25 protein-coding genes are annotated in these 24295 nt (G+C 63.6%); 11 read left to right on the top strand and 14 right to left on the bottom strand.

What is annotated here, in order from left to right:
- Positions 1-104: 104 nt before the first annotated feature.
- The 11 genes from trbB to NKJ17_RS18995 are packed head-to-tail and all read left to right on the top strand — an operon-like array spanning position 105 to position 9825.
- Positions 105-1088 (top strand): P-type conjugative transfer ATPase TrbB, encoded by a 984-nt coding sequence (gene trbB, locus NKJ17_RS19045; protein WP_352689693.1) that lies wholly within the window; start codon positions 105-107, stop codon positions 1086-1088.
- A complete protein-coding gene (locus NKJ17_RS19040; RefSeq protein WP_352689692.1) occupies positions 1085-1417 on the top strand; it encodes a TrbC/VirB2 family type IV secretion system protein in 333 nt (110 codons plus the stop codon). The genes trbB and NKJ17_RS19040 overlap by 4 nt, the downstream gene beginning before the upstream one ends.
- Positions 1417-1698 carry a VirB3 family type IV secretion system protein gene (locus NKJ17_RS19035; protein ID WP_352689691.1) on the top strand — a complete coding sequence of 94 codons (282 nt, stop codon included), beginning with the start codon at positions 1417-1419 and terminating at the stop codon, positions 1696-1698. Before NKJ17_RS19040 ends, NKJ17_RS19035 begins: the two co-directional genes overlap by 1 nt.
- Before the next feature lie 23 nt (positions 1699-1721).
- A complete protein-coding gene (gene trbE, locus NKJ17_RS19030) occupies positions 1722-4178 on the top strand; it encodes a conjugal transfer protein TrbE (RefSeq protein WP_352689690.1) in 2457 nt (818 codons plus the stop codon).
- The gene (trbJ, locus tag NKJ17_RS19025; RefSeq protein ID WP_352689689.1) at positions 4175-4936 is read left to right on the top strand and encodes a P-type conjugative transfer protein TrbJ; all 762 of its coding nucleotides are present in this window, start codon (positions 4175-4177) and stop codon (positions 4934-4936) included. Before trbE ends, trbJ begins: the two co-directional genes overlap by 4 nt.
- A 10-nt stretch (positions 4937-4946) precedes the next feature.
- A complete protein-coding gene (gene trbK-alt / locus NKJ17_RS19020; protein ID WP_352689688.1) occupies positions 4947-5231 on the top strand; it encodes a putative entry exclusion protein TrbK-alt in 285 nt (94 codons plus the stop codon).
- Positions 5232-5235: 4 nt separating this feature from the next.
- Complete coding sequence (gene trbL / locus NKJ17_RS19015; protein WP_352689687.1) at positions 5236-6597, top strand: P-type conjugative transfer protein TrbL; 1362 nt, start codon at positions 5236-5238, stop codon at positions 6595-6597.
- A complete protein-coding gene (gene trbF / locus NKJ17_RS19010; protein ID WP_352689686.1) occupies positions 6597-7280 on the top strand; it encodes a conjugal transfer protein TrbF in 684 nt (227 codons plus the stop codon). Before trbL ends, trbF begins: the two co-directional genes overlap by 1 nt.
- A complete protein-coding gene (trbG, locus tag NKJ17_RS19005; protein WP_352689685.1) occupies positions 7277-8401 on the top strand; it encodes a P-type conjugative transfer protein TrbG in 1125 nt (374 codons plus the stop codon). The genes trbF and trbG overlap by 4 nt, the downstream gene beginning before the upstream one ends.
- The gene (locus NKJ17_RS19000; protein ID WP_352689684.1) at positions 8398-9597 is read left to right on the top strand and encodes a TraB/TrbI/VirB10 family type IV secretion system protein; all 1200 of its coding nucleotides are present in this window, start codon (positions 8398-8400) and stop codon (positions 9595-9597) included. Before trbG ends, NKJ17_RS19000 begins: the two co-directional genes overlap by 4 nt.
- Before the next feature lie 3 nt (positions 9598-9600).
- Positions 9601-9825, top strand: coding sequence for a DUF2274 domain-containing protein (locus NKJ17_RS18995; protein WP_352689683.1), 225 nt, complete (start codon positions 9601-9603; stop codon positions 9823-9825).
- Here NKJ17_RS18995 and NKJ17_RS18990 read toward each other — a convergent pair.
- From NKJ17_RS18990 to NKJ17_RS18925, 14 genes are all read right to left on the bottom strand, one after another.
- A complete protein-coding gene (locus tag NKJ17_RS18990; RefSeq protein ID WP_352689682.1) occupies positions 9773-10726 on the bottom strand; it encodes a LysR family transcriptional regulator in 954 nt (317 codons plus the stop codon). The genes NKJ17_RS18995 and NKJ17_RS18990 overlap by 53 nt on opposite strands.
- 22 nt (positions 10727-10748) lie before the next feature.
- The gene (locus tag NKJ17_RS18985) at positions 10749-11384 is read right to left on the bottom strand and encodes an acyl-homoserine-lactone synthase (protein ID WP_352689681.1); all 636 of its coding nucleotides are present in this window, start codon (positions 11382-11384) and stop codon (positions 10749-10751) included.
- 234 nt (positions 11385-11618) lie between these two features.
- The gene (locus tag NKJ17_RS18980; protein ID WP_352689680.1) at positions 11619-12341 is read right to left on the bottom strand and encodes a LuxR family transcriptional regulator; all 723 of its coding nucleotides are present in this window, start codon (positions 12339-12341) and stop codon (positions 11619-11621) included.
- Positions 12342-12450: 109 nt separating this feature from the next.
- Positions 12451-13389, bottom strand: a complete 939-nt coding sequence (locus NKJ17_RS18975) for an ROK family protein (RefSeq protein WP_352689679.1) — start codon at positions 13387-13389, stop codon at positions 12451-12453.
- The gene (locus NKJ17_RS18970; protein WP_352689678.1) at positions 13386-14114 is read right to left on the bottom strand and encodes a ribulose-phosphate 3-epimerase; all 729 of its coding nucleotides are present in this window, start codon (positions 14112-14114) and stop codon (positions 13386-13388) included. The genes NKJ17_RS18975 and NKJ17_RS18970 overlap by 4 nt, the downstream gene beginning before the upstream one ends.
- Complete coding sequence (locus NKJ17_RS18965; RefSeq protein WP_352689677.1) at positions 14111-14944, bottom strand: alpha/beta fold hydrolase; 834 nt, start codon at positions 14942-14944, stop codon at positions 14111-14113. The genes NKJ17_RS18970 and NKJ17_RS18965 overlap by 4 nt, the downstream gene beginning before the upstream one ends.
- Positions 14941-15783 carry a sugar phosphate isomerase/epimerase family protein gene (locus NKJ17_RS18960; RefSeq protein WP_352689733.1) on the bottom strand — a complete coding sequence of 281 codons (843 nt, stop codon included), beginning with the start codon at positions 15781-15783 and terminating at the stop codon, positions 14941-14943. The genes NKJ17_RS18965 and NKJ17_RS18960 overlap by 4 nt, the downstream gene beginning before the upstream one ends.
- Entirely contained in the window at positions 15783-16859 is a 1077-nt protein-coding gene (locus NKJ17_RS18955) for a Gfo/Idh/MocA family protein (RefSeq protein WP_352689676.1), read from the bottom strand. The genes NKJ17_RS18960 and NKJ17_RS18955 overlap by 1 nt, the downstream gene beginning before the upstream one ends.
- 45 nt (positions 16860-16904) lie before the next feature.
- Positions 16905-18311 carry a mannitol dehydrogenase family protein gene (locus NKJ17_RS18950; RefSeq protein ID WP_352689675.1) on the bottom strand — a complete coding sequence of 469 codons (1407 nt, stop codon included), beginning with the start codon at positions 18309-18311 and terminating at the stop codon, positions 16905-16907.
- A 191-nt stretch (positions 18312-18502) separates the two neighbouring features.
- Entirely contained in the window at positions 18503-19606 is a 1104-nt protein-coding gene (locus NKJ17_RS18945; protein WP_352689674.1) for a substrate-binding domain-containing protein, read from the bottom strand.
- Between the two features lie 64 nt (positions 19607-19670).
- Positions 19671-20615, bottom strand: a complete 945-nt coding sequence (locus NKJ17_RS18940) for an ABC transporter permease (protein WP_352689673.1) — start codon at positions 20613-20615, stop codon at positions 19671-19673.
- A gap of 16 nt (positions 20616-20631) precedes the next feature.
- Complete coding sequence (locus tag NKJ17_RS18935; protein WP_352689672.1) at positions 20632-21564, bottom strand: ABC transporter permease; 933 nt, start codon at positions 21562-21564, stop codon at positions 20632-20634.
- Positions 21565-21593: 29 nt separating this feature from the next.
- Complete coding sequence (locus tag NKJ17_RS18930) at positions 21594-23102, bottom strand: sugar ABC transporter ATP-binding protein (RefSeq protein WP_352689671.1); 1509 nt, start codon at positions 23100-23102, stop codon at positions 21594-21596.
- A 111-nt stretch (positions 23103-23213) separates the two neighbouring features.
- Positions 23214-24251: an NAD(P)-dependent alcohol dehydrogenase gene (locus tag NKJ17_RS18925; protein WP_352689670.1), complete on the bottom strand. Its 1038-nt coding sequence runs from the start codon at positions 24249-24251 to the stop codon at positions 23214-23216.
- Between the last annotated feature and the right edge of the window lie 44 nt (positions 24252-24295).

Below are 24295 nucleotides of genomic sequence, written 5' to 3'. Positions count from 1 at the left end.
ACCACGACGCTGCATAGTAGTTGTTGCAAAGCCTCGATTCCTGTCTCTTCTAATCATCCCCGAGCCAGAACCGCCGCAGCGGTCCTTTGGCAAAAGGGGACGACATGGCGATTTCCTACCAGCAGTCTGAGGCGTTCAGCCGTGGCGCTCGCATGCTGCGCACGGCCCTTGGATCAGCCATAGCCGGATTTCTGGAAGACGCCGAAATAGTCGAGGTGATGCTCAACCCCGACGGGCGGCTCTGGGTCGACCGTCTTTCCCACGGGCTCGCTGATACGGGCGAGCGGCTGTCGCCCTCCGACGGCGAGCGCATCGTCCGCCTCGTCGCCCACCACGTCGGCGCGGAGGTCCATTCCGGTAGCCCGCGCGTCTCGGCCGAGCTGCCCGAAACGGGGGAGCGGTTTGAGGGCCTTCTGCCGCCGGTCGTCGCGGCCCCGGCCTTCGCGATCCGCAAGCCGGCCGTCGCCGTCTTCACGCTCGACGACTATGTAGCCGCTGGCATTATGACGGCCGACCAGGCCGAGGTACTTCGTGCGGGCGTCGCTTCCCGAAAGAACATCCTCGTCGCCGGCGGCACCTCGACCGGCAAGACGACACTCACCAACGCGCTGCTGGCCGAGGTCGCCAAGACCTCTGATCGCGTCGTGCTGATCGAGGATACGCGCGAGCTGCAGTGCGCAGCTCCCAACCTCGTCGCGCTGCGCACGAAGGACGGCGTCGCCTCCCTTTCCGACCTCGTGCGCTCATCGCTTCGCTTGCGGCCCGATCGCATTCCAATCGGCGAGGTCCGCGGCGCCGAGGCGCTGGATCTTTTGAAGGCGTGGGGTACCGGACATCCCGGCGGCATCGGCACCATTCATGCCGGGACGGCTCTCGGCGCGATGCGGCGGATGGATCAGCTCATCCAGGAAGCCGTCGTCACCGTGCCGCGCGCATTGATCGCCGAGACCATCGACCTGGTGGCCGTGCTTTCCGGTCGCGGCACGCACCGCCGTCTCGCCGAACTCGCCCGCGTCGCGGGCCTCGGCCAGACCGGCGACTACGTCATCACTCCAGCAACGCTCGAGCCCCAAGGAGACCGTCCATGATCCGTCACGCCTCCAATTTCCACCGTCACATCGCGACCGCGGCCTTCGTCACCTACGCCACTTTTCTACTGCCGCCATCTGCCCATGCGGCCGGCTCCTCGATGCCTTGGGAAGCCCCCTTGCAATCGATCCTCGAATCCATCGAGGGGCCGGTCGCCAAGATCGTCGCGGTGATCATCATCATCGTCACCGGCCTGACGCTGGCCTTCGGCGACACCTCGGGCGGCTTCCGCAGGCTGATCCAGATCGTGTTCGGACTGAGTATCGCGTTCGCGGCCAGTTCCTTCTTCCTGTCGTTCTTCTCGTTTGGCGGCGGGGCGCTGATCTGATGAGTGGCGCCCTCGACCACAGTGGCGAAGTTCCGGGCTTCACCGCCCCGGTCCACCGTGCGCTGACCGACCACATCCTTCTCGGCGGCGCGCCGCGTTCGGTTGCCATCCTGAACGGGACGCTTGCCGCGGCTCTCGGTCTCGGCCTGCGGCTCTGGCTGGTCGGCCTGGTCCTTTGGGTTATTGGCCATTTCGCGGCCGTGTGGGCAGCCAAGCGCGATCCGATGTTCGTCGACGTGGTGCGCCGGCATCTGCGCATCCCCGGCCATCTGAACGTCTGAGGAGAAAGATCAGGGGACCCGCCATGATGAACCTTGCCGAGTATCGCCGCACGACTTCCCATCTGGCCGACTACCTGCCTTGGGCGGCGCTGGTGGGCGAAGGCGTCGTCCTGAACAAGGACGGTTCCTTCCAGAGGACCGCGCGCTTTCGCGGGCCGGATCTCGAATCGTCGGTGCCCGCCGAACTGGTCGCGGTCGCCGGACGCCTCAACAATGCCTTCCGCCGGCTCGGGTCCGGCTGGGCTATCTTCGTCGAAGCCGCCCGGCTGCCGGCGCAGCGCTATCCCGAGAGCCGGTTTCCCGACGCGGCATCCGCCCTCGTGGACGCCGAACGCAAAGCCGACTTCGAAGAAGAAGGCGCGCATTATGAGTCCAGCTACTACCTGACCTTCCTTTATCTGCCGCCGGCCGAGGACGCCGCGCGCGCCGAGAGCTGGCTCTATGAGGGTAAGGCGCGAGGCGGCGTCGACGCCCGCGCGATCCTGCGCGGCTTCGTCGATCGCACCGACCGGGTGCTCCAGCTCGTCGAGGGCTTCATGCCCGAATGCGCATGGCTCGACGATGCCGACACGCTGACATTCCTCCACTCGACGGTCTCGACGAAGCGCCATCGCGTGCGCGTGCCCGAGATCCCGATGTATCTCGACGCGCTGCTGGCGGACCAGCCGCTAACCGGCGGCCTCGAGCCACGGCTCGGCAAGTCGCATCTGCGCATCCTCACTGTCGTCGGTTTCCCGACCTCGACGACACCTGGCGTCCTCGACGAACTGAACCGGCTCGCGTTCCCCTATCGCTGGTCGACACGCGCAATCATGCTCGACAAGACCGATGCGACGAAGCTGCTCACCAGGGTTCGCCGGCAATGGTTCGCCAAGCGCAAGTCGATCGCCGCGATCCTCAAGGAGGTGATGACCAACGAGGCGTCGACGCTTGTCGACAGCGATGCGGCGAACAAGGCGGCCGACGCCGATCTTGCGCTCCAAGAACTGGGCTCCGACCTGATCGGGCAAGCCTATGTCACAGCGACCGTCACCGTCTGGGACGACGATCCACGCATTGCCGACGAGAAGCTGCGCCTTGTCGAAAAGGTCATCCAGGGTCGCGACTTCACCGCGATGGCCGAGACGATCAACGCGGTCGACGCCTGGCTCGGCAGTTTGCCCGGCCATGTCTACGCCAACGTTCGGCAACCGCCGATCTCCACCCTCAATCTCGCCCACATGATCCCGCTCTCGGCGGTGTGGGCGGGGCCGGAACGGGACGAGCATTTTGCAGCGCCCCCCCTGCTCTTCGGCAGGACCGAAGGCTCGACTCCATTCCGGTTTTCCCTGCACGTCGGCGATGTCGGTCACACTCTCGTCGTCGGTCCGACCGGCGCCGGCAAATCGGTGTTGCTGGCGCTGATGGCCTTGCAGTTCCGGCGCTACAGCCAAGCCCAAGTCTTCGCCTTCGACTTCGGCGGCTCGATCCGCGCTGCGGCGCTCGCCATGGGCGGCGACTGGCATGACCTCGGCGGCAACCTGACCGAGGGGGCCGCGGCGTCTGTCTCGCTCCAGCCACTCGCGCGTATCCATGACGCGCGCGAGCGCGCCTGGGCCGCGGACTGGATTGTGGCGATCCTTATGCGCGAGAGCGTCGCCATTACGCCGGAAGTGAAAGAGCATCTCTGGTCGGCGCTGACCTCGCTCGCGTCGGCCCCGATGGCGGAACGCACGCTGACGGGCTTCTCCGTCCTGTTGCAATCATCGTCCCTGAAGCAGGCCCTTCGACCCTATTGTGTCGGCGGTCCATACGGCCGGCTGCTCGACGCCGAGACGGAGCGGCTCGGCGAGGCGTCCGTCCAGGCTTTTGAGACTGAAGGGCTGATCGGCACAGGCGCGGCAGCGGCCGTGCTCTCCTATCTGTTCCATCGCATCGAGGACCGCCTCGACGGTCGGCCGACGCTGCTGATCGTCGATGAAGGTTGGCTCGCGTTGGACGACGAGGGATTTGCTGGCCAGCTCCGCGAATGGCTGAAGACGCTGCGCAAGAAGAACGCCAGCGTTGTTTTCGCCACGCAGTCGCTCTCCGACATCGACCGCAGCGCGATCGCGCCTGCGATCATCGAGAGCTGCCAGACACGACTGCTGTTGCCGAATGAGCGGGCGATTGAGCCGCAAATCACGGCGATCTATCGGCGCTTCGGCCTCAACGATCGGCAGATCGAGATCCTCGCGCGGGCAACCCCGAAGCGCGACTACTACTGCCAGAGCCGCCGTGGCAACCGCCTGTTCGAGCTGGGTCTCGGCGAAGTGGCCCTCGCTCTCACCGCCACCTCGTCCAAGACGGATCAGGCCGCGATCGAGCGCGTCCTCGCTGAACACGGCCGCGACGGTTTCGTGCCCGCATGGCTCCGGGCCCGCGGCGTCGCGTGGGCGGCCGACCTCATCCCCGAGCTCGCGAACCTCAGTCCCCAAACCCAGCCGGAGGCCCAATCATGACTATCCGATCCCGCTCGCGCGTCGCCCGCTTCGCGGCCGCACTCCTCGCCGCGCCTATCGCGCTGTCGCCGATGATCACGACATCGGCACACGCCCTCATCGTATTCGATCCAACGAACTATGGGCAAAACGTCCTTCAGGCCGCCCGCGCACTGGAGCAGATCACCAACCAGATCACCTCGCTCCAGAACGAGGCGCAGATGCTGATCAACCAGGCCCGCAACCTCGCGAGCCTGCCTTTTTCCTCGCTCCAGCAGTTGCAGCAGTCCGTCGAAAAGACGCAGCAACTCCTCTCTGAGGCGCAGAACATCGCTTTCGACGTACAGAAGATCGACCAGGCGTTCGAGACGACCTACGGCGATGCCTCGCTCTCGGCCTCGGACCAGGAGTTGATCGCTGGGGCTCGCGAGCGTTGGCAGAACACCGTCGGCGGCCTTCAGGACGCCATGCGTGTCCAAGCCGGCGTCGTCGGCAACATCGACACCAATCGAACCCAGATGTCTGCCCTCATCGGGCAGAGCCAGGGTGCCACCGGCGCGCTGCAGGCCGCGCAGGCCGGCAATCAGCTCCTCGGTCTCCAGGCACAGCAGCTCGCCGACCTGACCGCCGTCGTCGCCGCGAACGGCCGGGCGCAAGCGCTTCAATCGGCCGAGCAGGCCGCGGCGGCCGAACAGGGCCGCGAACAGCGCCGCAGATTCCTCACGCCGGGCGCCGGCTACCAACCGGGCAACGCCCGCATGTTCCAGAACGGCAACTGAGGGCAGCGTCATGGACGGAAAGATGCTCGCACGGCTCGGCGCCGTTGTCTTTGTCGCACTAGCAATCACGGCTACGGCGATCGAGGTAACCCGGAAAGGGGATCGGCCATCGGCCTCATCGGCAGGCCGAACGGAGGTTGCCAACGCCGATCCGCTGCGCGGCGAGTTGATCCGGTGTCAGGCACTTGGCGAGGCAGGCGCGCGCGATTCAGCATGCCTGCGCGCGTGGGCCGAGAGCCGCCATCGCTTCCTCGCGCCGGCGCCGCCGGCGATCAATCGGCCGGAGGCCCAATAGCACCATGGGCGGCACCGGCGTCATCGATCATTTTCTCGAGGTCTTCACCCGCTACATCGATTCCGGCTTTGGCCTGCTCGGTGGCGAGGTCGCCTTCATCGCCACCACGCTGATCGTGATCGACGTGACACTGGCGGCGCTGTTCTGGTCGTGGGGGGCCGATGACGACATCATTGCGCGCCTGGTCAAGAAGACGCTCTTCATCGGGGTGTTCGCCTACATCATCGGCAACTGGAACAATCTCGCCCGCATCGTCTTCGAGAGCTTCGCCGGCCTCGGCCTCAAGGCCTCCGGCACGGGTTTCACGACTGCCGAGCTTCTGCGGCCCGGCAAAGTAGCCCAGACAGGGCTGGACGCTGGACGCCCGCTGCTCGACTCCATCTCCGGCTTGATGGGCTATTGGTCGTTCTTCGAGAATTTCATCCAGATCGCCTGCATGTTTCTGGCCTGGGCCTTGGTGCTGTTCGCCTTCTTCATTCTGGCGGTCCAGCTCTTCGTCACCCTCATCGAGTTCAAGCTGACCACGCTTGCCGGCTTCGTCCTGATCCCCTTCGGCCTCTTCGGCAAGTCCGCCTTCATGGCCGAGCGCGTTCTCGGCAATGTCATTTCCTCCGGTATCAAGGTGCTGGTGCTCGCCGTCATCATCGGCATCGGCTCGACACTGTTTTCCGAATTCACCGCTGGCTTCGGAGGTGCTGCGCCCACCATCGACGACGCTATGGCGATCGTGCTTGCTGCGCTCTCGCTGCTCGGCCTTGGCATTTTTGGGCCCGGCATTGCCAACGGCCTCGTCTCAGGTGGGCCCCAACTCGGCGCCGGTGCCGCTGTCGGCACGGGTCTCGCTGCTGGCGGCGTTGTGATGGCGGGCGGTGCCGCCCTTGGCGCGGGCGCGGCCGGCGTCGGCGCTGTCGCAGGGGGTGCCTCAGCTGCGGCGCGCGGTAGCGCCGCGTTCGCCGGCGGTACAGCGACCTCCTACAGCCTCGCGTCTGCCGGCCAGAGTGGCGCGGCCGGCGTTGCCTCCGGCCTGAGCGGCGTCGCGCGTGCCGGCGCCAGCGCTGCCACATCGCCACTCAGGCGCACAGCGTCCCGCACTGCTGAGGCCATGAAACAGAGCTTCTCCAGCGGCGCGAAATCCGCCTTCGCGGCCACTGGCGGCACGTCGACCGAAGGCTCGATCGCTGGCGCGGCCGAGGCCGAGGGCGATCCTTCCTATTCCGCCGGTTCCTCGACGCCACCCGCCTGGGCCAGGCGCATGAAGCGCTCTCAGACGGTCAGCCATGGGGTCTCGACCATTAGCCACGCCGTCCGATCGGGCGACGCCCATGGCGGCGGCACATCCATCAATCTCTCAGAAGGGGACCGCTAATGTTCAAACGACCGTCCACCCACTACGGCAAGACACCCCAACCCGAGACACCTTACCAAAAGGCCGCCCAGGTCTGGGATGAGCGGATCGGCTCGGCGCGCGTCCAGGCGAAGAACTGGCGCTTGATGGCTTTTGGCTCATTGCTGCTCGCCGGCGGCTTCGCGGCGGCGCTGGTCTGGCAATCGGGGCGCGGGATGATCGTTCCCTGGGTGGTGCAGGTTGATCGGCTCGGCCAGGCACAGGCGGTCGAGCCGGCCGTCGCCGACTATCGCCCGACCGATCCACAGATTGCCTGGCACCTGGCCCGCTTCATCGAACAGGTCCGCTCGATTCCAGCCGATGCGATTATCGTTCGCCAGAACTGGCTCACGGCCTACGACTTCACGACCGATCGCGGCGCGCTCGCTCTCAACGACTACGCCCGCGCCAACGATCCTTTTTCCAAGGTCGGCAAGCAGCAGATCGCCGTGGAAGTGTCGAGCGTCATCCGCGCCTCCCCGGATAGCTTCCGCGTCGCCTGGATGGAGCGCCGCTATCAGGACGGTTCGCTGGCATCCACCGAGCGCTGGACAGCCATCGTCACCGTCGTCATCCAACCGCCACGCGACGCTGAGCGGCTGCGCAAGAATCCCCTCGGCGTCTTCATCAACGCCATCAACTGGTCGAAGGAGTTGGGCCAATGATTCTTTATTCCCATAGAGCCGTTCGACCGGATCCCCGGAAAGCCGGATTTCCTCACTTCCGTAAATCCGTGTTTCCACTTGTGCTGCTCTCAGCATCAGCGCTTGGCGGCTGCGCCACCAAAAAGCCGCCGCAGATTTCCTACGACGATCCGCAGCCCGCTGTGTTCGCGCCCGCTCCGCCGGCACCGGTCCAGGTCGTTGAACTTCCCCGACCTCTGCCTTTGCCGGGCCAGTTGAAACCAATCAAAGAAACCCGCCAGGCTCCCGAGCCCGCGGAGCCCACCGCCCGGGTCAACCAGGCCAACGCCGCCGCGCGCATGCAGCCAGCTCGTGACGGCTTCATCAACGCGATGCAGGTCTACCCGTTCACAGAGGGCGCGCTCTATCAGGTCTATGCCGCAGTTGGACAAATCACCGACGTCGCCCTCCAGCCCGGCGAGCAACTTGTTGGCTCCGGCCCCGTTGCCGCCGGCGACACGGTGCGCTGGGTCATCGGCGATACCGAAAGCGGCTCCGGCGCAACGCGCCAGATCCACATCCTCGTCAAGCCGGCCCGTGCGGACCTGACGACGAACCTTGTCATCAACACCGACCGCCGCACCTATCACATGGAGCTGCGTTCGACCGAGAAAACCTACATGGCATCGGTCTCCTGGCAGTACCCGCAGGACCAGCTTATCGCGCTGCGTCGGCAGAACGCGCGAGCCGTGGCCGCCCAACCCGTCGCCACCGGCGTCGACCTCGCCTCAATCAACTTCCGCTATTCGATCGAGGGTGACCGCGCACCGTGGCGGCCGCTGCGCGCCTTTGACGACGGAAAGCAGGTATTCATCGAGTTTCCGCGCGGCATCGGCCAGGGCGAAATGCCGCCTTTGTTCATCGTCGGCCCCGAGGGCGATACTTCCGAACTCGTGAACTACCGCGTCCGAGGCAATCACATGATCGTCGACCGGATGTTCGCTGCCGCCGAGCTGCGCTTCGGCAGCGGCCGTAAGCAGCTGCGCGTCCGGATCGTCCGTACCGACGGGGTGAGGAGCGGTCCATTCTCATGGATGCGAAGCTCCAGTGGAGCTTCGCAAGTGACGAACGCCCGGAGCGACAGCGGAGGGCAAGCGTCGTGAGCGAGGACCGGGAAGAGGAAGTGCGGCCAGCGACCGGGCGCGGGGCGCCCGGCCCTGCACCCATGCGCCTGCGTGGGGAGACGCCGCGCGTCACCCGGCTGTCCCGGCGAGTGCTGGCCGGCCTCGGCCTGGTCGCCAGTCTCGGCATCGGCGGGGCGCTGATTTACGCGCTGCAGACACGTCACGGCGGCCCCGGTAACGAGGAACTCTTCTCAACCGACAACCGCACCACGGCCGACGGTCTCGCCGGGCTGCCGCGCGACTATTCCGGCGTGGCAAAGCCCGACGTTCCACAATTGGGGCCGCCGCTTCCAGGCGATCTCGGGCGTCCGATACTCAACGCCCAGAACCGTGGTCAGCCCGTCCAAGGCGTCAGCGCCGAGGAACAGCGCCGGCTCCAGGAAATCGAAGCCGCGCGCACCAGCCGTCTGTTCGCCAGCACCGAAACGCGGTCCGCACCGGCCACGCTGGCGCCCGCGCCGGGCGAAACGTGGGCGATGGAGTCGCCGACACTCGCTGGCCTGGGGTTCGTGCCACAGCCTTCGACTCCCACCGCGCAGGAACGACAGGCCGCTTTCCTCAACGCCGCCGCCGACCGCCGCACGGTCAGCCCCGATCGCGTCGCAGCGCCGGCTTCGCCCTACATCTTGCAGGCAGGCTCGATCATCTCGGCCGCCCTCATCACCGGCATCCGCTCCGATTTGCCCGGCCAGATCACCGCGCAGGTGACCGAAAACGTCTATGACAGCCCGACGGGACGCATCCTGATCATTCCGCAGGGCGCACGGCTGATCGGTCAGTACGACAACGGCGTCGGCTTCGGTCAGCGTCGCGTGCTGCTGGTCTGGAACCGCGTCATCATGCCGAACGGCAGGTCCATCGTGCTGGAACGGCAACCCGGCGCCGACGCCGAGGGCTATGCCGGCCTCGAGGATGGCGTAGACTATCACTGGTGGGACCTAGCCAAGGCTGCGGGCCTGTCGACGCTGCTCGGCGTCGGCGCCGAGCTGGCGATCGCCGACGATCAGCGGCTGCTCCGTGCTATCCGCGACGGAGCTCAGGACACGATCAACGACGCCGGCCAGCAGATCGTACGCCGGCAGCTCTCGGTCCAGCCGACGCTCACCATCCGGCCAGGCTTCCCTGTCCGCGTCATCGTCACCCGTGACCTTGTCCTTGAGCCCTACGGAGGGTGATCCATGGCGAAGCTGAAACTTGGGGCCATCGCCGACGACAAGCCGGTCAAGATCTCGATCGAACTGCCGGCCGCCCTGCATCGCGACCTCATCGCCTATGCCGAGGTTCTCGGCCGGGAGACTGGCCAGCCCGTTGGCGAACCGGCCAGGCTAATCGCGCCAATGATCGAGCGCTTCATGGCGACGGATCGGGCGTTCGCGAAGGCGCGGCGGATTCGGCTACCCTAGTCGGCAGCGACGGATAGCGCTCTTCCAACAGCCTGAGGAACTGCACCAGTGCCGGGTTGTCGTTGTCACTCTGCCAGTAGGCGGCGTAGCTGATCCGGCTCGGGCCGTTGCCGTCCTGCACATCGCGGTAGACGACGCCGGCGTAGCTGGCGCCGATGCCAGCCTCGCATATCAGGCTGACCCCAAAGCCCGCGCCCACCAGGCTCTTTATACTCTCGCGGCTGACGTCCTTGCTGACAACTTGAGGCTGGACACCGGGCGAAGCGAGTTTCGCCTGCAAGATATCCTGGAGTTCCGGTCCAGGATCGCGCTGGCTCAGCAGGAGGGTCTCGCCTCTGAGGTCGGTCCAATAGACAATATCGTTCGCTGCCAATGGATGGCTCTCCGGGAGCGCGACCATGATACGTTCGCTCCACAAGGCCATTGCTCCCCCATCGCGCAAAGACGGCTCGCCGGTGACGATGGCAATGTCGAGCCTGCCATGCTCCAGGCCCACAAAAAGGCTGGCCCGCCCACCCTCGACCGTACGGATTTCCACTTGGGGAAATCGTCGCGCATGTTCCATCAAGCTCGCGCGCAAATTCCCCGCCGACAGCGAAGTGTAGAAGCCGATCGCCAGCCGCCCAGCCTCCCCTCGCCCTGCGGCCTTGGCCGACGCCACCATGTAGTCCAGCCCATCCACCAGATGCCGCGAGGTGCGCAGGATTTCGGTGCCGGCGGCTGTCAGCCGCACGCCGCCGCTCGATCGCTCGAACACCGCGACTCCCAGGCGATCCTCCATCTGGCGAATACGGCGGCTGAGCGACGACTGCTTGACGCCAAGCGCCTCCGCCGCGCGACGGAAGCTGCCATAGTGCGCGGCGGCGACAGCGTAGCGAAGATGGCGCAGTTCGATGGCCATTGTTGACGAGCAGCAGCCGCGCTTATGCCGCCAGTTGGGCAGAGCGGGTCGCCAGCACAGGCCCTTGGATCTGCCCAATCTCACGTACACTCGTCAGCGCGGATTCAGTGATCGGCAGGTGTCCGGCCAGCGCCTTTGTGTCGTCAATCTGCATGGGCGGAGCAAAGCGCTCCAACGGCCATCCAGCCCGTCGCAAAATGCGCTCAAATCGAACGTCCGTTACCGTGACCACAGTCTCTTGGCCGTTCGCAAGCCCCCATTCGAGAATCCCCGCAAGTAGGCTGAATGTCACGTCGCGAAGGCCGGATGCGCTCACGCTGTCAGCAGAGTTGGTATCTACACAGAAGCGCGAGCTTTCGAAACTTTTGTCGCTTCGTGGGGAGGGATTCGATCCAAGTAGCGCTGGAAAGGTATTCGCAAGCATCGTTGGTCCTGTTGTAGGCAGCAGCCTCGCACAGCCGACCACGGAGCCGCTGTCGTCGACAGCAATGATATATGTCGGCTTGAGCGCGTCGTAGGCGTCGATCTCCATATCGCCCGAAACAGAAACATCCCAGTTGAGACGATCCCGAAAAACGCGATAGCGCAAGCGGTGCATGCCCGCGATCAGATCGGGAAATTCAGAGTAGTCCGAATGAGTAACTACAATTGCGCGCATGGCAGCAGGCTCCTTTGTTTGCAAGAAACAAAGAGCACGGCGAGCCAAGCGGCGTAGCTGTGGGGTTTTACAGGGCGGTAGCGCGAACGAGGCTCTAGCGTAAAATTGGCGAACGGTGGCCACTACTACAGTTGTAGTGGATGCTGCATCGATAGGAGATGTCGGTCAGATCGAGCAGATTGGGGCGTCACAACGCCTGCGGCGGCCTGATGGGAAGCAGAGTCGAGCGCTTTGTCAGGACAAGATGAGGCCGCGGTGCGCGGCCTCGGCTACGGCCTGCGCCACCGTGGACGCGCTCAGCTTCGACCGCGCGTTCTCGATATGGAAGACCACCGTGCGTGTGGTGATTCCGAGAATTTTCGCTGTTTCTGGCATCTTCTTGCCGCGTGCTGCCCAGTAAAGGCATTGCCGCTCTCGTTGAGTAAGTGGCGCGTCGTCAATACGGGTTAGACCCAATTGTAGCTTCGCATAGACGTGCGCATGGTAGTAGAGCGCTGCAAGCTGCAGGGTATCGATCATCTCTACGGGACGAACCTCGACACGTGCGTCCCTGCCGCCGGCAAGTGTGAACGCGGCAAAGCGGCCGAAGCCTCCGCGTATTGGAACGGTCGCACCACTATGAATCCCGAATCTGGCAGCCTCAGCGAAAAAGCGCTGTTGAGATGCTGATGGCAGTCGCATGGTTCGGCGATCCCATTGGAACGGCCGTTGAGATGTTCGAGCCAGCCCGACGACAGGGTCAATATCCTCATAACGTTGCTCAACGTATTGCTGTGCCCACGAACTTGGATATGAAGAAAGCACCTTCAATGCTGGTTCCGAAAACCCGAGATAAGCAAACCATCGGTAGCCCAGCCGTCCAGCAAAACGATCAGCCGCAGCTTTGAAGCCAACCTCATCATGGGCGGTTTCGAGGGCGTCAACGAAGTCTCTGAAAGCGAGGTTGAGAAGCGTCATCAACGATTCCACTCGCTAGATAGCCGGAGTCTTAAAGCCAAGTGCTTTCCGTTGTTCCAACCGCGCCTACTCAATACTCCGACGTTTCGGCCAGCAGGGGCGTCGATGATCATTCGAATTGCGCCAACGCAGCGATCCCGAGCAGGCCGCTGCTGTCTCCAAGGCCCGCCAGTACAACCGGAACAGATTTGAAGGGACCCATCGCATTCCTGTTGATGACTGCTCGGATCCTCTCGCTCATGAGTTCAAAACCCTGCGAGACGCCGCCTCCCATGACGACAAGATCCGGACTGAATAGGTGAATCAGCCCCGTAAATCCTATTCCGAGGTATTCGGCCTCTTCATCGATCAGCGCCCGACACACCTCGTCACCTGAGCGCGCGCCTTCGACAACGTGTCGAGCGCGAACATCCCCTGTAACACGCCCAAGATAACCCAATGGATGCTCTTGCGCTTTGGCCTGGGCCCTGTTTCCCAACGCGGTGCCAGATGCGAAAGCCTCGAAGCATCCGATTGCGCCGCACGAACAGCGCGGTCCGTCCTCGGCCATCCGGAAATGCCCGACATGGCCACCCATGCCGCGCCTCCCGTGCATGAGGCGTCCATCGACGACGACGCCGCCGCCAAGGCCTGTACTGACAGTTGCGTAAACCATGTGATCGTGGCCTCGGCCGGAGCCGAATCGCCACTCTCCGTAAGCCGCCGCTATGCCGTCGTTCTCGACCACGACGGGTAGATCGAATTTGTCCCGTACGGCGTCACGCAGTCGAAATCCTTCCCAGCGCGGCAACGTCGGGATCTCGATGATCTCCCCGGTGGTACTATCGAGCGGACCTGGCGCGCATATGCCAATTCCCGCGATAGCGGCCTTGCGATGACCTGAGCAAACCTCATCCATCAGCATCCAGAATTGCTTCAGAACGCCTTCCGGCCCATCGTTGGCGTTGGTAGGCTTGGACTCCCGTGCAAGAATTCTTCCATTGTCTACGAGTGCAGCCCTTACCTGGGTTCCCCCAAGATCGATGCCCACTGTGAGTTTGCTGCTCATCGACCCTCTCCCTCGGAGAGAGACTTCAGCCATGCCATACGCGCGGCCAGATCGTCCGCCTCGAAAGCCAGCGACCCCATCACGACCGTCTCGGCACCCGCCCATCGCAACTCGGGAACCGTGCTGGATCGAATGCCGCCATCCGCGGCAAGGATAATGCGTCTGGCACCATTCGCGGCGACCAGTCGCTTCGCATCCGCGATCCTTGAGCAGGCCCTTGGATCAAGCGCCTGCCCTTTGACGCCGATCGCAGTACCAAGCAGCGTGACCATCGCCAGGCGGTCAAGAAATGGAGCTACCGCCTCGACCGGCGTGTCGATCTTGAGGACAAGACCGGCAGCGACATCTCGTTTGGCCAGCATGTCCAGCGCTGGCTCTATGGCCTCGCCGTTTTCAGCATGGATGCTGATCAGGTCGGCTCCAGCTTCAGCAAACTGCGAGACCTGATCAAGCAGGATCTCGTTCGTCGCCATGAGATGGACATGCAGCGCGACGTCGGTTGCCTGCCTGATCCGCGCCACAAGGTCGGGGAAGAAGAGCAAGGAAGGTGCGAAATGTCCGTCAGCGACGTCCAGATGATAGAGGTCCGCGTGATCCCGCGTCGCGTTCAAAGCCTCGCCTAGCCGAAGGAGATCGGCCGACCAGAGCGAGAATTCCGCAAGCAGGCGGCCCGCCGGCAGCCGTCCAATACGCGTTGCGCTTCCAGCGCGACGATCCGTGATCATTGCAGGGCTCCTTCTGGTACTGATCTCAGATGGCGGCTCAGGAAGCTCACGACCCCGGCGCTGACTTCCCGGATGTGGGAAGCCCGGTCGTCAGACTTCGGTGTCACCTCCAGCAGTTCAGAACGTCTGATCAGGCCAGCGAGTTCGCGCGCATGCGACAAGGGGTGCGCGATATCTCTCTGATGTCCCACCACAAGGGTCGGCGCATTGATGCCCGCGACCTGAGCCTTGCTCAAGCCTGGACCATCGAGCGCCACAGATGCGAGAAGAGAAGCTGTCCAGCTGGGACGGTGGGGCGCGAAGAAGCTCAGCAGTGACGCGACATTGTCGGGAGAGCCGTCAACCAGAAATCTCGCCGAAGGCGAACGCTCGAAGGCGCGCCGCCCTGCCTCGCGACCCAGGTCTTGCAGCATCTGGGCAGCCTCGACATAGAAGCGCAGATTTGGCGGAGCAGGATCCCAGAGCCATGCAGGACGGGCCAGAACCAGCGCGCGAACGCGGCGCGGCGCGACCACGGCGATGCGCAGCGCAATTGCCGCTCCCATAGAAATGCCGCCGACGGCGAACTGCTCGATGCCGCGGGAATCGGCGAACGCCAGGACATCCTGAGCGAACACGGCAATGGCAAAACCATCGGAGGGTCCCGGCTCCGAGCGCCCATGCCCGCGGCACTCGAGCGTCAGCCGCCGATAGCCGGGAAGGAGTGGAAAAACCTCCGCTACCTGCAGGTCGCTGGCGCCAAGGCCATGCTGGAAAATGACGGCCGGCCCGGACCCTTCGTCCACGCCGCTCAACACGGCATTGTCTCGTACGATCAGGTGCCGGCTCATGACTCCGCCCCCTCGCCAGCCTGGAGGATGCCAGAGAGGTACATGGACACTTCGGCGGCCTCGGCAGTTGCGAGGCCGTGCGTCACAAGCGGGCCATCAAATCCGACGTGCTTCAGCCGGGCGATGAAGTCACGAAAATCGACAACGCCCTTGCCCACGGTTGCGAACGATCCATCCGGGCCGCGATCCTTGGCGTGGGCCATGGCGATCCGGTCTCCGAGCATATCAACCGCCGAGGCGATGATAGACCTGAGGCCTTGTCGGCTGGCGCGTTCAAACAGGTTTGCAGGATCGAGGACGACAACAAGCCTGGGCGAGGCAAGGGCATCGATCAGTTGGCGAGCGCGCTCTGGCGTCGAGACGACATTCGCCAGCTCAGGCTCGATCGCGAGATCCACCCCATGCGCCTCGGCAAGGGCAAGGGCCTCCTTCATCGAAAGGATGAGGTCGCGCCAGGCAGACGAATCCGCATTTTCAGGATGATGACGCCATTGGTCATCGGGATCCCGGGTTCCGGTGCACAACGTCACCAGGCGCGTGCCCATGCGAGGCGCGGCGGCGATTATCGCGCCGAGACGCTGCAGGCCATCCTGGCGCACCGAGGCGTCGGGATGGATCATGTTGTAGGTGCCGGATAATGCTGCGATCTTGACGCCGGTCCGGGAGCTTGCGCTCACGATCCTGTCGATTGTTGCGTCGTCGATCTGGCGGGGCAGCGAAGGAAGGCCGGCGCATGCCATATTGAATTGAACACAGGCATAACCCGCGTCGCTCGCCTGGGCGAGCACCGAGAGCGGATCGCCGCCCGGAAATGTTTTCGCAAAAATTCCAATCTGCATCACACTGGCCCTGAAACATCGGCGAGGCCCACCGGTCGCCCTGTTGCGACAGATCTTGCTATCGCGGCCATTGCCCTGACGGATGCGACACCGTCGTCGATGCTCGCCCCAGCCATCTGCTCGCCATGGAGTACGACGTCGGAAAATGCCTCGACCTGGCGGCGATAGAAATGACCGTCGGCGCCCAGAGGACGATAGCTGGTCGCGTCGCTTTCACGGAAAATCTCGACATCGCTGGTCTTGAAGTACCAGGGGTTGTAGGTCTTGCCGACAATGCTTCCGTGCTCGCCATAGATTTGGAAACCTTCGTGCCAGTCCATGCGCACGGCCACGGTCAAATCGAGATGGCCAATGACACCGCTGGCAAAGGCCACATCGACGAACCAGCAATGGGCACCAAATCGTTCGTTGAGACGTGCTTCCACCTCAACGATATCCCCGGCGAAAAATCGCGCGGTGTCGACCAGATGACTGCCATGCGCAAGCATGAAGTAGCGCCTCAGATCGGCCTTGGGATTTTCTGTCGGTTTTCTGGCGAGAGCGCTCTTCACCAGGAGCGGCTGCACTGCATCGGTCGTCGCATAGCGGTGGGTCGAGTCGCAGTACCAGGCCTTGAGCGCGAGAAGCTCGCCCATTTCGGTGTCGATGAAGGACTTAGCCACCTGCAGGCCGGCGTCGAAACGCTTCATATGGCCGACCTGGAAGATTCTGTTTGCACGCTGGACCACGCAGCGGAGTGCCTCGACCTCCTCCACCGAAATCCCCAGCGGTTTTTCGCACAGCACATGCTTGCCGGCTTCGAGTGCCCGTTGCGCGGCTTGCACATGAAATGCGTCGGAGGTAGCGATGATGACCGCATCAAGATCGGGATCGGCGAGCATGGCGTCGTAGTCGCAGAAGGTACGCTGCGGCTTGTGTGTCCACGCCATCCGCTCGACGAGATCAGGGGCTACGTCGCAGATCGCATAAAGGTCGGCATTGCGCGCCTTTGTGCAGCTCTCGAAATGTGCAGCCTGGGCGATCGGTCCGCAACCGAGCACTCCGATCCGAAGGAGACGCGCTTCTTTTTCCGTCATTCGCATGGTCCTGACAATTGATTGATGACAAACGGGGTGTTCCGGCTAGTCCGCTGATGCCGCCTCCAGCGCGATGGAGACACCCTCTGCGGCAATCATGTCGGTGAACTTCAGATAGCGGCGTACAAAGCCACGGTTGCCCGCCAGGTCGAGACTGGCGAAGGCGTCGATCCGAAGCGTGTCGAGCGGGTCACCACTGCCGGCGACGACCTGCTCGGCAGGACTGATATGTGGCTCGTCGACGGCGTAGACCGTTCCGGCCTCGTCGCGGCCGCGAAGGTAGCGGCGAAAGCAGGCCAGGACAAAGGCGAAGCGATCAATGTCCCTGCCCTGGTCGAGGCATTTGGCGAGCGTCTTGAACAGGAATGTGGGAAGCTTGACAGCGCCGTTTGCGCAGATACGCAACAGCTGGTCTCGAATGGCGGGGTTGGCAAAGCGGTCAAGCACCATCGATTTGTAGTCGTGCAGGCTTACGCCGGACGGCGCCACGAGCAGAGGCATGACGTCGCGTTCCATGAAGCGATCGAGGAGCTTCGCCAATGAGTGATTCGACAGTGCGTGGTGTACTTCCCGGTAACCGAGCAGCAGGGCAGGAAAGCACAGCAGAACATGCGATCCATTCAGCATTCGACCCTTGATCACCTCGAAGTCGCGAACGTCGTCACGCAATTCGACGCCCGCTGCCGCGAGATCCGGGCGACCCGAGCAGAAACGGTCCTCCATGACCCATTGGAGAAAGGTCTCGGCCCGCACGGGAAGCCGGTCGTCAATGCCCATCGATGCATTCAGGGTCGATCGGTCCTCGGGCGTAATGGCGGGGACAATGCGATCGACCATGCTGTTCGGAAAGGTGACATGGTTTTCAATCCAGTCGCCAAGGCCCGGATCCTTCGCGCGCGCAAAAGATAAGACGGCGAGCTTCGCGACGTCGCCGTTGTGGCGGAGATTGTCGCAGGTCATGATGGTGAACGGCCCTGCTCCGCTGGCCCGGCGCCGGGCCAGCGCTTCCACGATGTGTCCAAAGGCGGTCCTCGGCGCGTCATGCCGACCTAGATCGTGAACAATGTCCGGATGGGTCAGATCGAATTCGCCGGTCGCCTCGCAAATATTGTAGCCGCCCTCGGTGATCGTGAGGCTCACAATCCGGATGCCGGAGTCTGACAGCGCCTCCAGCACCGCCTCCGGATTGGCTGGCGCATGCAGATATCGGATGATCGAGCCGATAACGCGCGAGGATCGGGCACCGTCGGGTGCGCACTCGGTCACTGTGTAGAGGCAGGACTGCTCTTCAAGGTCCTTCGCCTTCCGCGCGGCGTCGGCGCCCTTGCCAAGCCCTACGCCGACGATCCCCCAATCTTCGTGTCCCGGCAGATGTAGGCAGCGATCAAGCACAAGGGCCTCGTGGGCGCGGTGGAAGTTCCCCACGCCGATATGAACGATGCCTGCTCTCACACGAGCTCGTGCATAGCCGGGAACAGCCAGTTCGCGAGGCAGCCGCGAAAGAGTTCCGCCGCTCAGGGATTGAAGTTGTTTAGACACCTTGCCGATGCTCCACGCTCATGGTCCAGATGCTGCTCGCGCAAGCCCTTGCGCGACGCGTGCCAAACGCGTCCGGCCCCCGCAATGGAGCCGGACGCGGCCGCTCAAAAGTTGAAGTCGTTGATGTTGTCCTTGGTGAAAATGAAAGGCGAGCCGAGTAGCACCTCGCTGCCATTCACCACTTTGAGTTCGCCAAGGCGCCCGGCCGACACCGACGTTGCGCCAGGCGCCAGCGTACCGTCAGCGACCGCCCGCATGACAAATGTCGCCGCGTAGCCAAGATCGACCGGATTCCACAGAACGACGGACTTCACGCAGCCGCTCTTGACGTAGGGCTTCATCCCGTTCGGGGTTGTCAGTCCGACCACCGCCACCTTGCCGCAGCGATTGGCCTGGCTTACCGCTTCCGCCGCCGCGGGGGTTGCGATCGCGGTCACGGCGAACAGGCCTTTCACCTCATCGCCGTATTTGTTGAGCAGGGTCGACGCTTGGTTGAAAGACAGGACGTTGTCTTCCTGGGCCTCGACTGTCTCAAGCCACTTCATGTTGGGGTGGCATTTGGCGGCATAGGCCTCCATCTCCGCGATATAGCGCGAGTGGTTGGGAGCGGTGAGTGTCGAGGTGATGATGCCGAAGCCGGCATCCTCACCTGCTTCGGCTGCGAGGCTGTCGATCAGCGCCTTGGCCACGCCGTTGAACTCGGCCTGGTTGACGAACCATTGCCTGGAATCGGGAGTCGAGTTCGCGTCATAGCCGACCACGTTTAGGCCGGCGGCCAAAGCCTTCTTGAGCACGGGCGCTATGGCAACCGAGTCGAGCGCGGCAAACAGGATGCCGTCGACGCCGCTTGTGATGTAGTTGTCGAGGAAGCTGATCTGTTGGTCGATATTGGCCTGCGTCGGGCCGTCGGTCTTGATCTCGACATTGCCGAGCTCCGCCGCGGCTTCCTGCATTCCCTTGGTCGTGGCGGCGAAATAGTCGATTCCGATCAGCTTCGGAATGTCGACGACCCTGATGGTCTTGCCTTTGCGCTCCGGGGCATTGGAAACAGCTGCGCCGTCATAGGGCTTGGCCACGACGTTGCCAGGCGAGCCGTCGCAGGGCAGCGGGTTGGTCGGCAGATCGTCCGCCCCGACCCAGGCGCCGGCAGATGCTGCGCCAGCCATGATCAGAAGCGACACGGTGGTCGCAAAAGCACGTTTCAGCATTTCAACTCCTCCATTGTTGTGCCTTCCGGACAAGGTCTTTGTCCGCTTCGGCGACACGCCGAACTCAACCCTCGCCATGGCGAAGAAACAGATTGCTCAGGAAAACGGTGGCGATCAGGACGGCACCGATTGCAACAACCGTGCCGTCTCCGCGCACGCCTGCAAGCGACAGGCCGCTCTTCAGCGCCTGTATGAGCACGAGGCCAAGAATGGTCCCCATCACCGTGCCGCGACCGCCAAAAATGCTGGTGCCGCCCAGAACCACGGCCGTGATAGCGTCGAGCTCGATGCCCGTCCCCATATCCGATCGGGTCGTCGTCACGCGCGACACGAATATCACCGCGGCCAGAGCGGCGGTGAAGCCGGACAAGCCGTAGATGGCGACCTTAACACGATCGACTGCAAGGCCCGAGAAGCGGGCGGCCACCTCGTTTGAGCCGATTGCATAGATTGCCCGCCCGGCCTTGGTTAGGCCCAACGTGACAGAGGTCAGGATTGAGACAAGCCCGAGTATCCAGACCTGTGAAGGAACGCCCGCGAGTTGACCCTGTCCGAGCGTCATGAACCACTCGGGAAAGCCGCGCACCGAGCGAGCCTGGCTTATGCCCTCCGCCAGGCCCCGGTAGAGCGCCAGCGTCGCCAGCGTTGCGATCAGCGGCGGCACCGAAAAGCGGGTGATGATGATTCCGTTCGCCAGCCCCGCCAGCGTGCCTGCCGCGAGCGCGCAGGCAATCGAGACTGGCAGCGGCAGACCGGCGTCGCGCCAGAGAATCCCGAGCAGCATCGCGCTGAGGCCAAGAATGGAGCCGACCGAAAGGTCGATGCCGCCGCTGACGATCACCAGGGTCATGGCAAGCGAAACGAGGCCGATCTCGGCCATCAACCGGGCCTGGTTGAGGAGGTTGTCGATCGTAAAGAAGCGGTCGGAAAGCGCCGCCAACACCACCAGCGACAGGCAGGCCAGCAGCAGCAGGCCAAGCTCGTATTTCGCGAAAGCTGAGATTCTCATGAAGTGGCCCCGCTTCTCATTCGAGGCTCCCGCGGCGGGCGATGTCAGCCAGAACCGTCGCAAGGATCAGGAGCCCAACGATCGCCTTGAGCCAGTAGGCTGAGACGTTCACGAAGATCAGCGAGGAGCCGATCGCGGCGAAAAGCATTGCGGCGAGTGTCGAGCCGATCACCGTGCCGCTGCCGCCGAGAATTGATACGCCCCCGATCACGGAGGCGGTGATTATCGTCTGTTCCAGCCCGCTCGGCACGCTCGACTGGATTACCTGTAGCTGGGTGGCGAAGAGAAGGGCCGCGACGCCGGCGAAGAAGCCATGCAGCGCGAATACGGCCAACAGCGTACGTGGCACGCGAATGCCTGCGGATCGCGCCGCCTCGGCGTTCCCGCCGACCGCATAGATGGCCCTGCCAAGCGCGGAGTGGCGCATGATGAGCGCTGTTAGAATCGTCAGGCCGACCATCAGGACCACCGGAGCTGGCAGACCTAGGAACTGCATGCGCGCCAGGAGAAACTCCTGCGGCAAATCCGTGATCCACACGCCATCCGTGACGGTAATCAGGGCGCCTCGCAGTATCGACAGCATGCCGAGCGTGACAACAATCGAGGGGATGCGCGCGTAGGCGACCAAGGCGCCCATGCAGGTGGTCGTGAGCATCCCCGCGACAATTGGCGCGGTCCAGCAGATCCAGACAGGGTAGCCGCGAACCGCGAGCGTTCCGGCAATAGTCGCCAGGACGCCGATCACGGCCCCTACCGACACGTCGATGTTTCCGGAGATGATTACGAGCGACATGCCGATCGCGGCAACGGCGACGTAAGCGTTGCCCGAGAAGATCGTGTTGAGATTGCTTTCGAGCAGGAACCTTGGATTGACTAAGGACGCGGCGGCGAAAATGGCGACCGTCGCAAGCGCGACGACAATCTCCTGCCCGTGGCGCATGCCGGCCATGGCGGACCAAGGCGATCGTGATGACGTTCTCACGCGGCCACCCCAACCGGCATCGCCGTCATGGCGGTGCCAACCGCCTCCGCGCTGGCCTCCTCCGCACCGAGGTCTGCAACGATCCGGCCGCAGGACATGACCAGGATGCGGTCGCTCACGCCCAGCACTTCCGGGAGATCGCTCGAAATCATCAGGATCGCCATGCCCTGATGGGCGAGCTTGTCCATCAGGGCATGTATCTCGGCCTTTGCGCCAACATCGATGCCACGCGTCGGCTCATCGATGATGAGTATCTTGGGGTCCGTCTCCAGCCATTTGGCGAGGACCACCTTCTGCTGATTGCCGCCGGAAAGACCGTTGACGATCTGGGTCAGTCCGCTGGCGCGCACCTTGAACCGTTCGATCGCGCGTGCCGCCAGCGTTTTCTCCTTGGCGAAAGGCAGCAGCGGGCTGCGGCCGCCAAGGCGGTCAAGCACGGCCATGCTTACGCTCTTCGCGACCGACATGCGCCGCACCAGCCCTTGCTGGCCACGGTCCTCCGGCACGTAGGAGATGCCAAGGTCGCGCGCCTGACGCGGACTGCCTATGCGAACCTCCTTTCCCAGCACCGCGATCCTGCCAGATTGGGCGGGCGCAATGCCGAAGACGGTAAGCGCAAGCTCGGTCCTGCCGGACCCCACGAGGCCAGCAAGCCCGGTGATCTGCCCTGCCCTGAGCGCCAGGGTCACGTCGCGAACCCGGTTGCCGCGACACAAGCTCTTCAACTCGAGCACCGTCTCGCCCGGAAACTTTGCTGACCTGTGAAAAAGCGTAGCGAGGTCGCGGCCCACCATCATGGATACCAGGCGGCTCTCGCTGAGCGCCTTGGTCGCTGCGGTCGCAATATGCCGACCGTCCCGAAGCACCGTGACGCGGTCTGCGAGCGCGAATATCTCGGGCAGACGATGGCTGACGTAGACGATCGCCACGCCGCGCGCCTGCAGTCCCTTGACGACGTCAATGAGACGCCTCGCGTCGCCGTCTCCAAGGGCGGCGGTCGGCTCGTCCATGATAAGCAGCCTCGCATTGCGTGACATCGCCTTGGCGATCTCCACGCGCTGGCGGTCGGCGATCGAGAGCCTCTTCATCGGCGCATCGATGTCGAGATCGCCGCTGTCCAGTTCATGCAGCAGCGCGCGCGAGCGGCGGCGCATGTCCGTCCAGTCGATCGAGCCAACGCGGGTGCGCGGTGCATGGCCGAGGAATATGTTCTCGGCCACCGTGAGCTCGGCAAAGAAGGAGAGCTCCTGATGGACCGTCGAGATGCCAGCTCGCTGGGCCTCGCGCGGCGAGGCGAACTGGCATGGCTTGTCCTCGAGCATGATGATGCCCGAGTCCGGCGCATGCGCGCCGCCCATGATCTTGATCAGGGTCGATTTGCCCGCGCCATTCTCGCCAAGCAGAGCATGCACCTCGCCCTCACGCACGTCGAAGTCGACGTCCTGCAGCACCGGCCTTCCGGCGAAGGATTTGGATATCCCGGCAAGCCTGATCAGATGAGACATTGGCTCCTCCCGTGCGTCGTTGCGATCGCGTGGTGACTGGACACAGTTCTTCTCCCCACCCTCGACGAGCGCGGGCGGCTGGCGGCGAAAAAGCAGGCGCAGCCTGCTGTTCTAGGTGGCGAGTTGGATCTGCAGCTTCACGTCGCTCTTGCGTCCCTCGGCTGCCCGCTCGAATGCCGTGATGCTTTGCTCAAACGGAAAGGTCTGACTGATCAGCGGTCTAAGATCCGCCTTTCCAGACGCGATCATCTCGATGGCGCGATCATAGACATTGGCGTATCGAAAAACCGTCTCAATTCGACACTCCTTTGCGGCCGCTCCAACGACATTGAACGCTACAGGATCGACGGGCATGCCAACGAGAACCAGGCAGCCACCCGGCCTCACGAGGTCGAAGATACCGTCGTAGGCTTTTGGGCTGCCGCTTGCTTCGAACACCACGTCGAAACCCCATCCTCCGGTAGCGGCCTTGGCCGACGTGGCAAGGTCGGACTCCCGTATATTCACGGTAGAGACGCCAGGATATTGCGCCGCCACGCTCAGTTTTTCGGCGATGAGGTCCGCGACCACGACGCGGCTGCAGCCACCCGCAAGGGCAGCAATTGCGATCATGATGCCGATCGGCCCGGCGCCGATGACGAGCGCGACGTCGCCTGGCCGGATGTGAGCCTTGTTCGCGGCTTGCAGCCCGACCGCGAAAGGCTCGACCATGGCGCCCTCCGCGAAAGAGACATTGTCCGGCAGCTTGAACGTGAAGGCAGCCGGGTGGATGACGTAGGGAGCAAGGCAGCCATGGATCGGCGGCGTTGCCCAGAAGGTCACTGCCGGATCGACATTGTAGAGGCCGAGGCGCGAAGCGCGGGACGCTAGGTCAGGAACGCCCGGTTCCATGCAGACGCGATCGCCGATCGAGAAGCCGACGACTCCCGATCCCACCTCGATGACGGTTCCAGAGGCCTCATGGCCGAGCACCATCGGCTTTTCGACGACGAAGGGGCCGATGCGGCCATGCGTGTAGTAATGCACATCGCTGCCGCAGATTCCCACCGTATGAATCTTGATCTTCAGTTGGCCAGCGGCGACGTGCTCAGGCAGATCGATCTCGCGCAGGGACAATTCCCTCTGCCGTTCCAGGACAAGAGCTTTCATGAATGACTTCCTTTTCTGCGACGCGATCAAGCGACGCGGACTTG

Source organism: Mesorhizobium sp. M0208 (assembly GCF_040322015.1).
In the GTDB taxonomy this organism is placed as follows: domain Bacteria; phylum Pseudomonadota; class Alphaproteobacteria; order Rhizobiales; family Rhizobiaceae; genus Mesorhizobium.
This window is presented reverse-complemented; position numbering and strand designations above follow the sequence as displayed.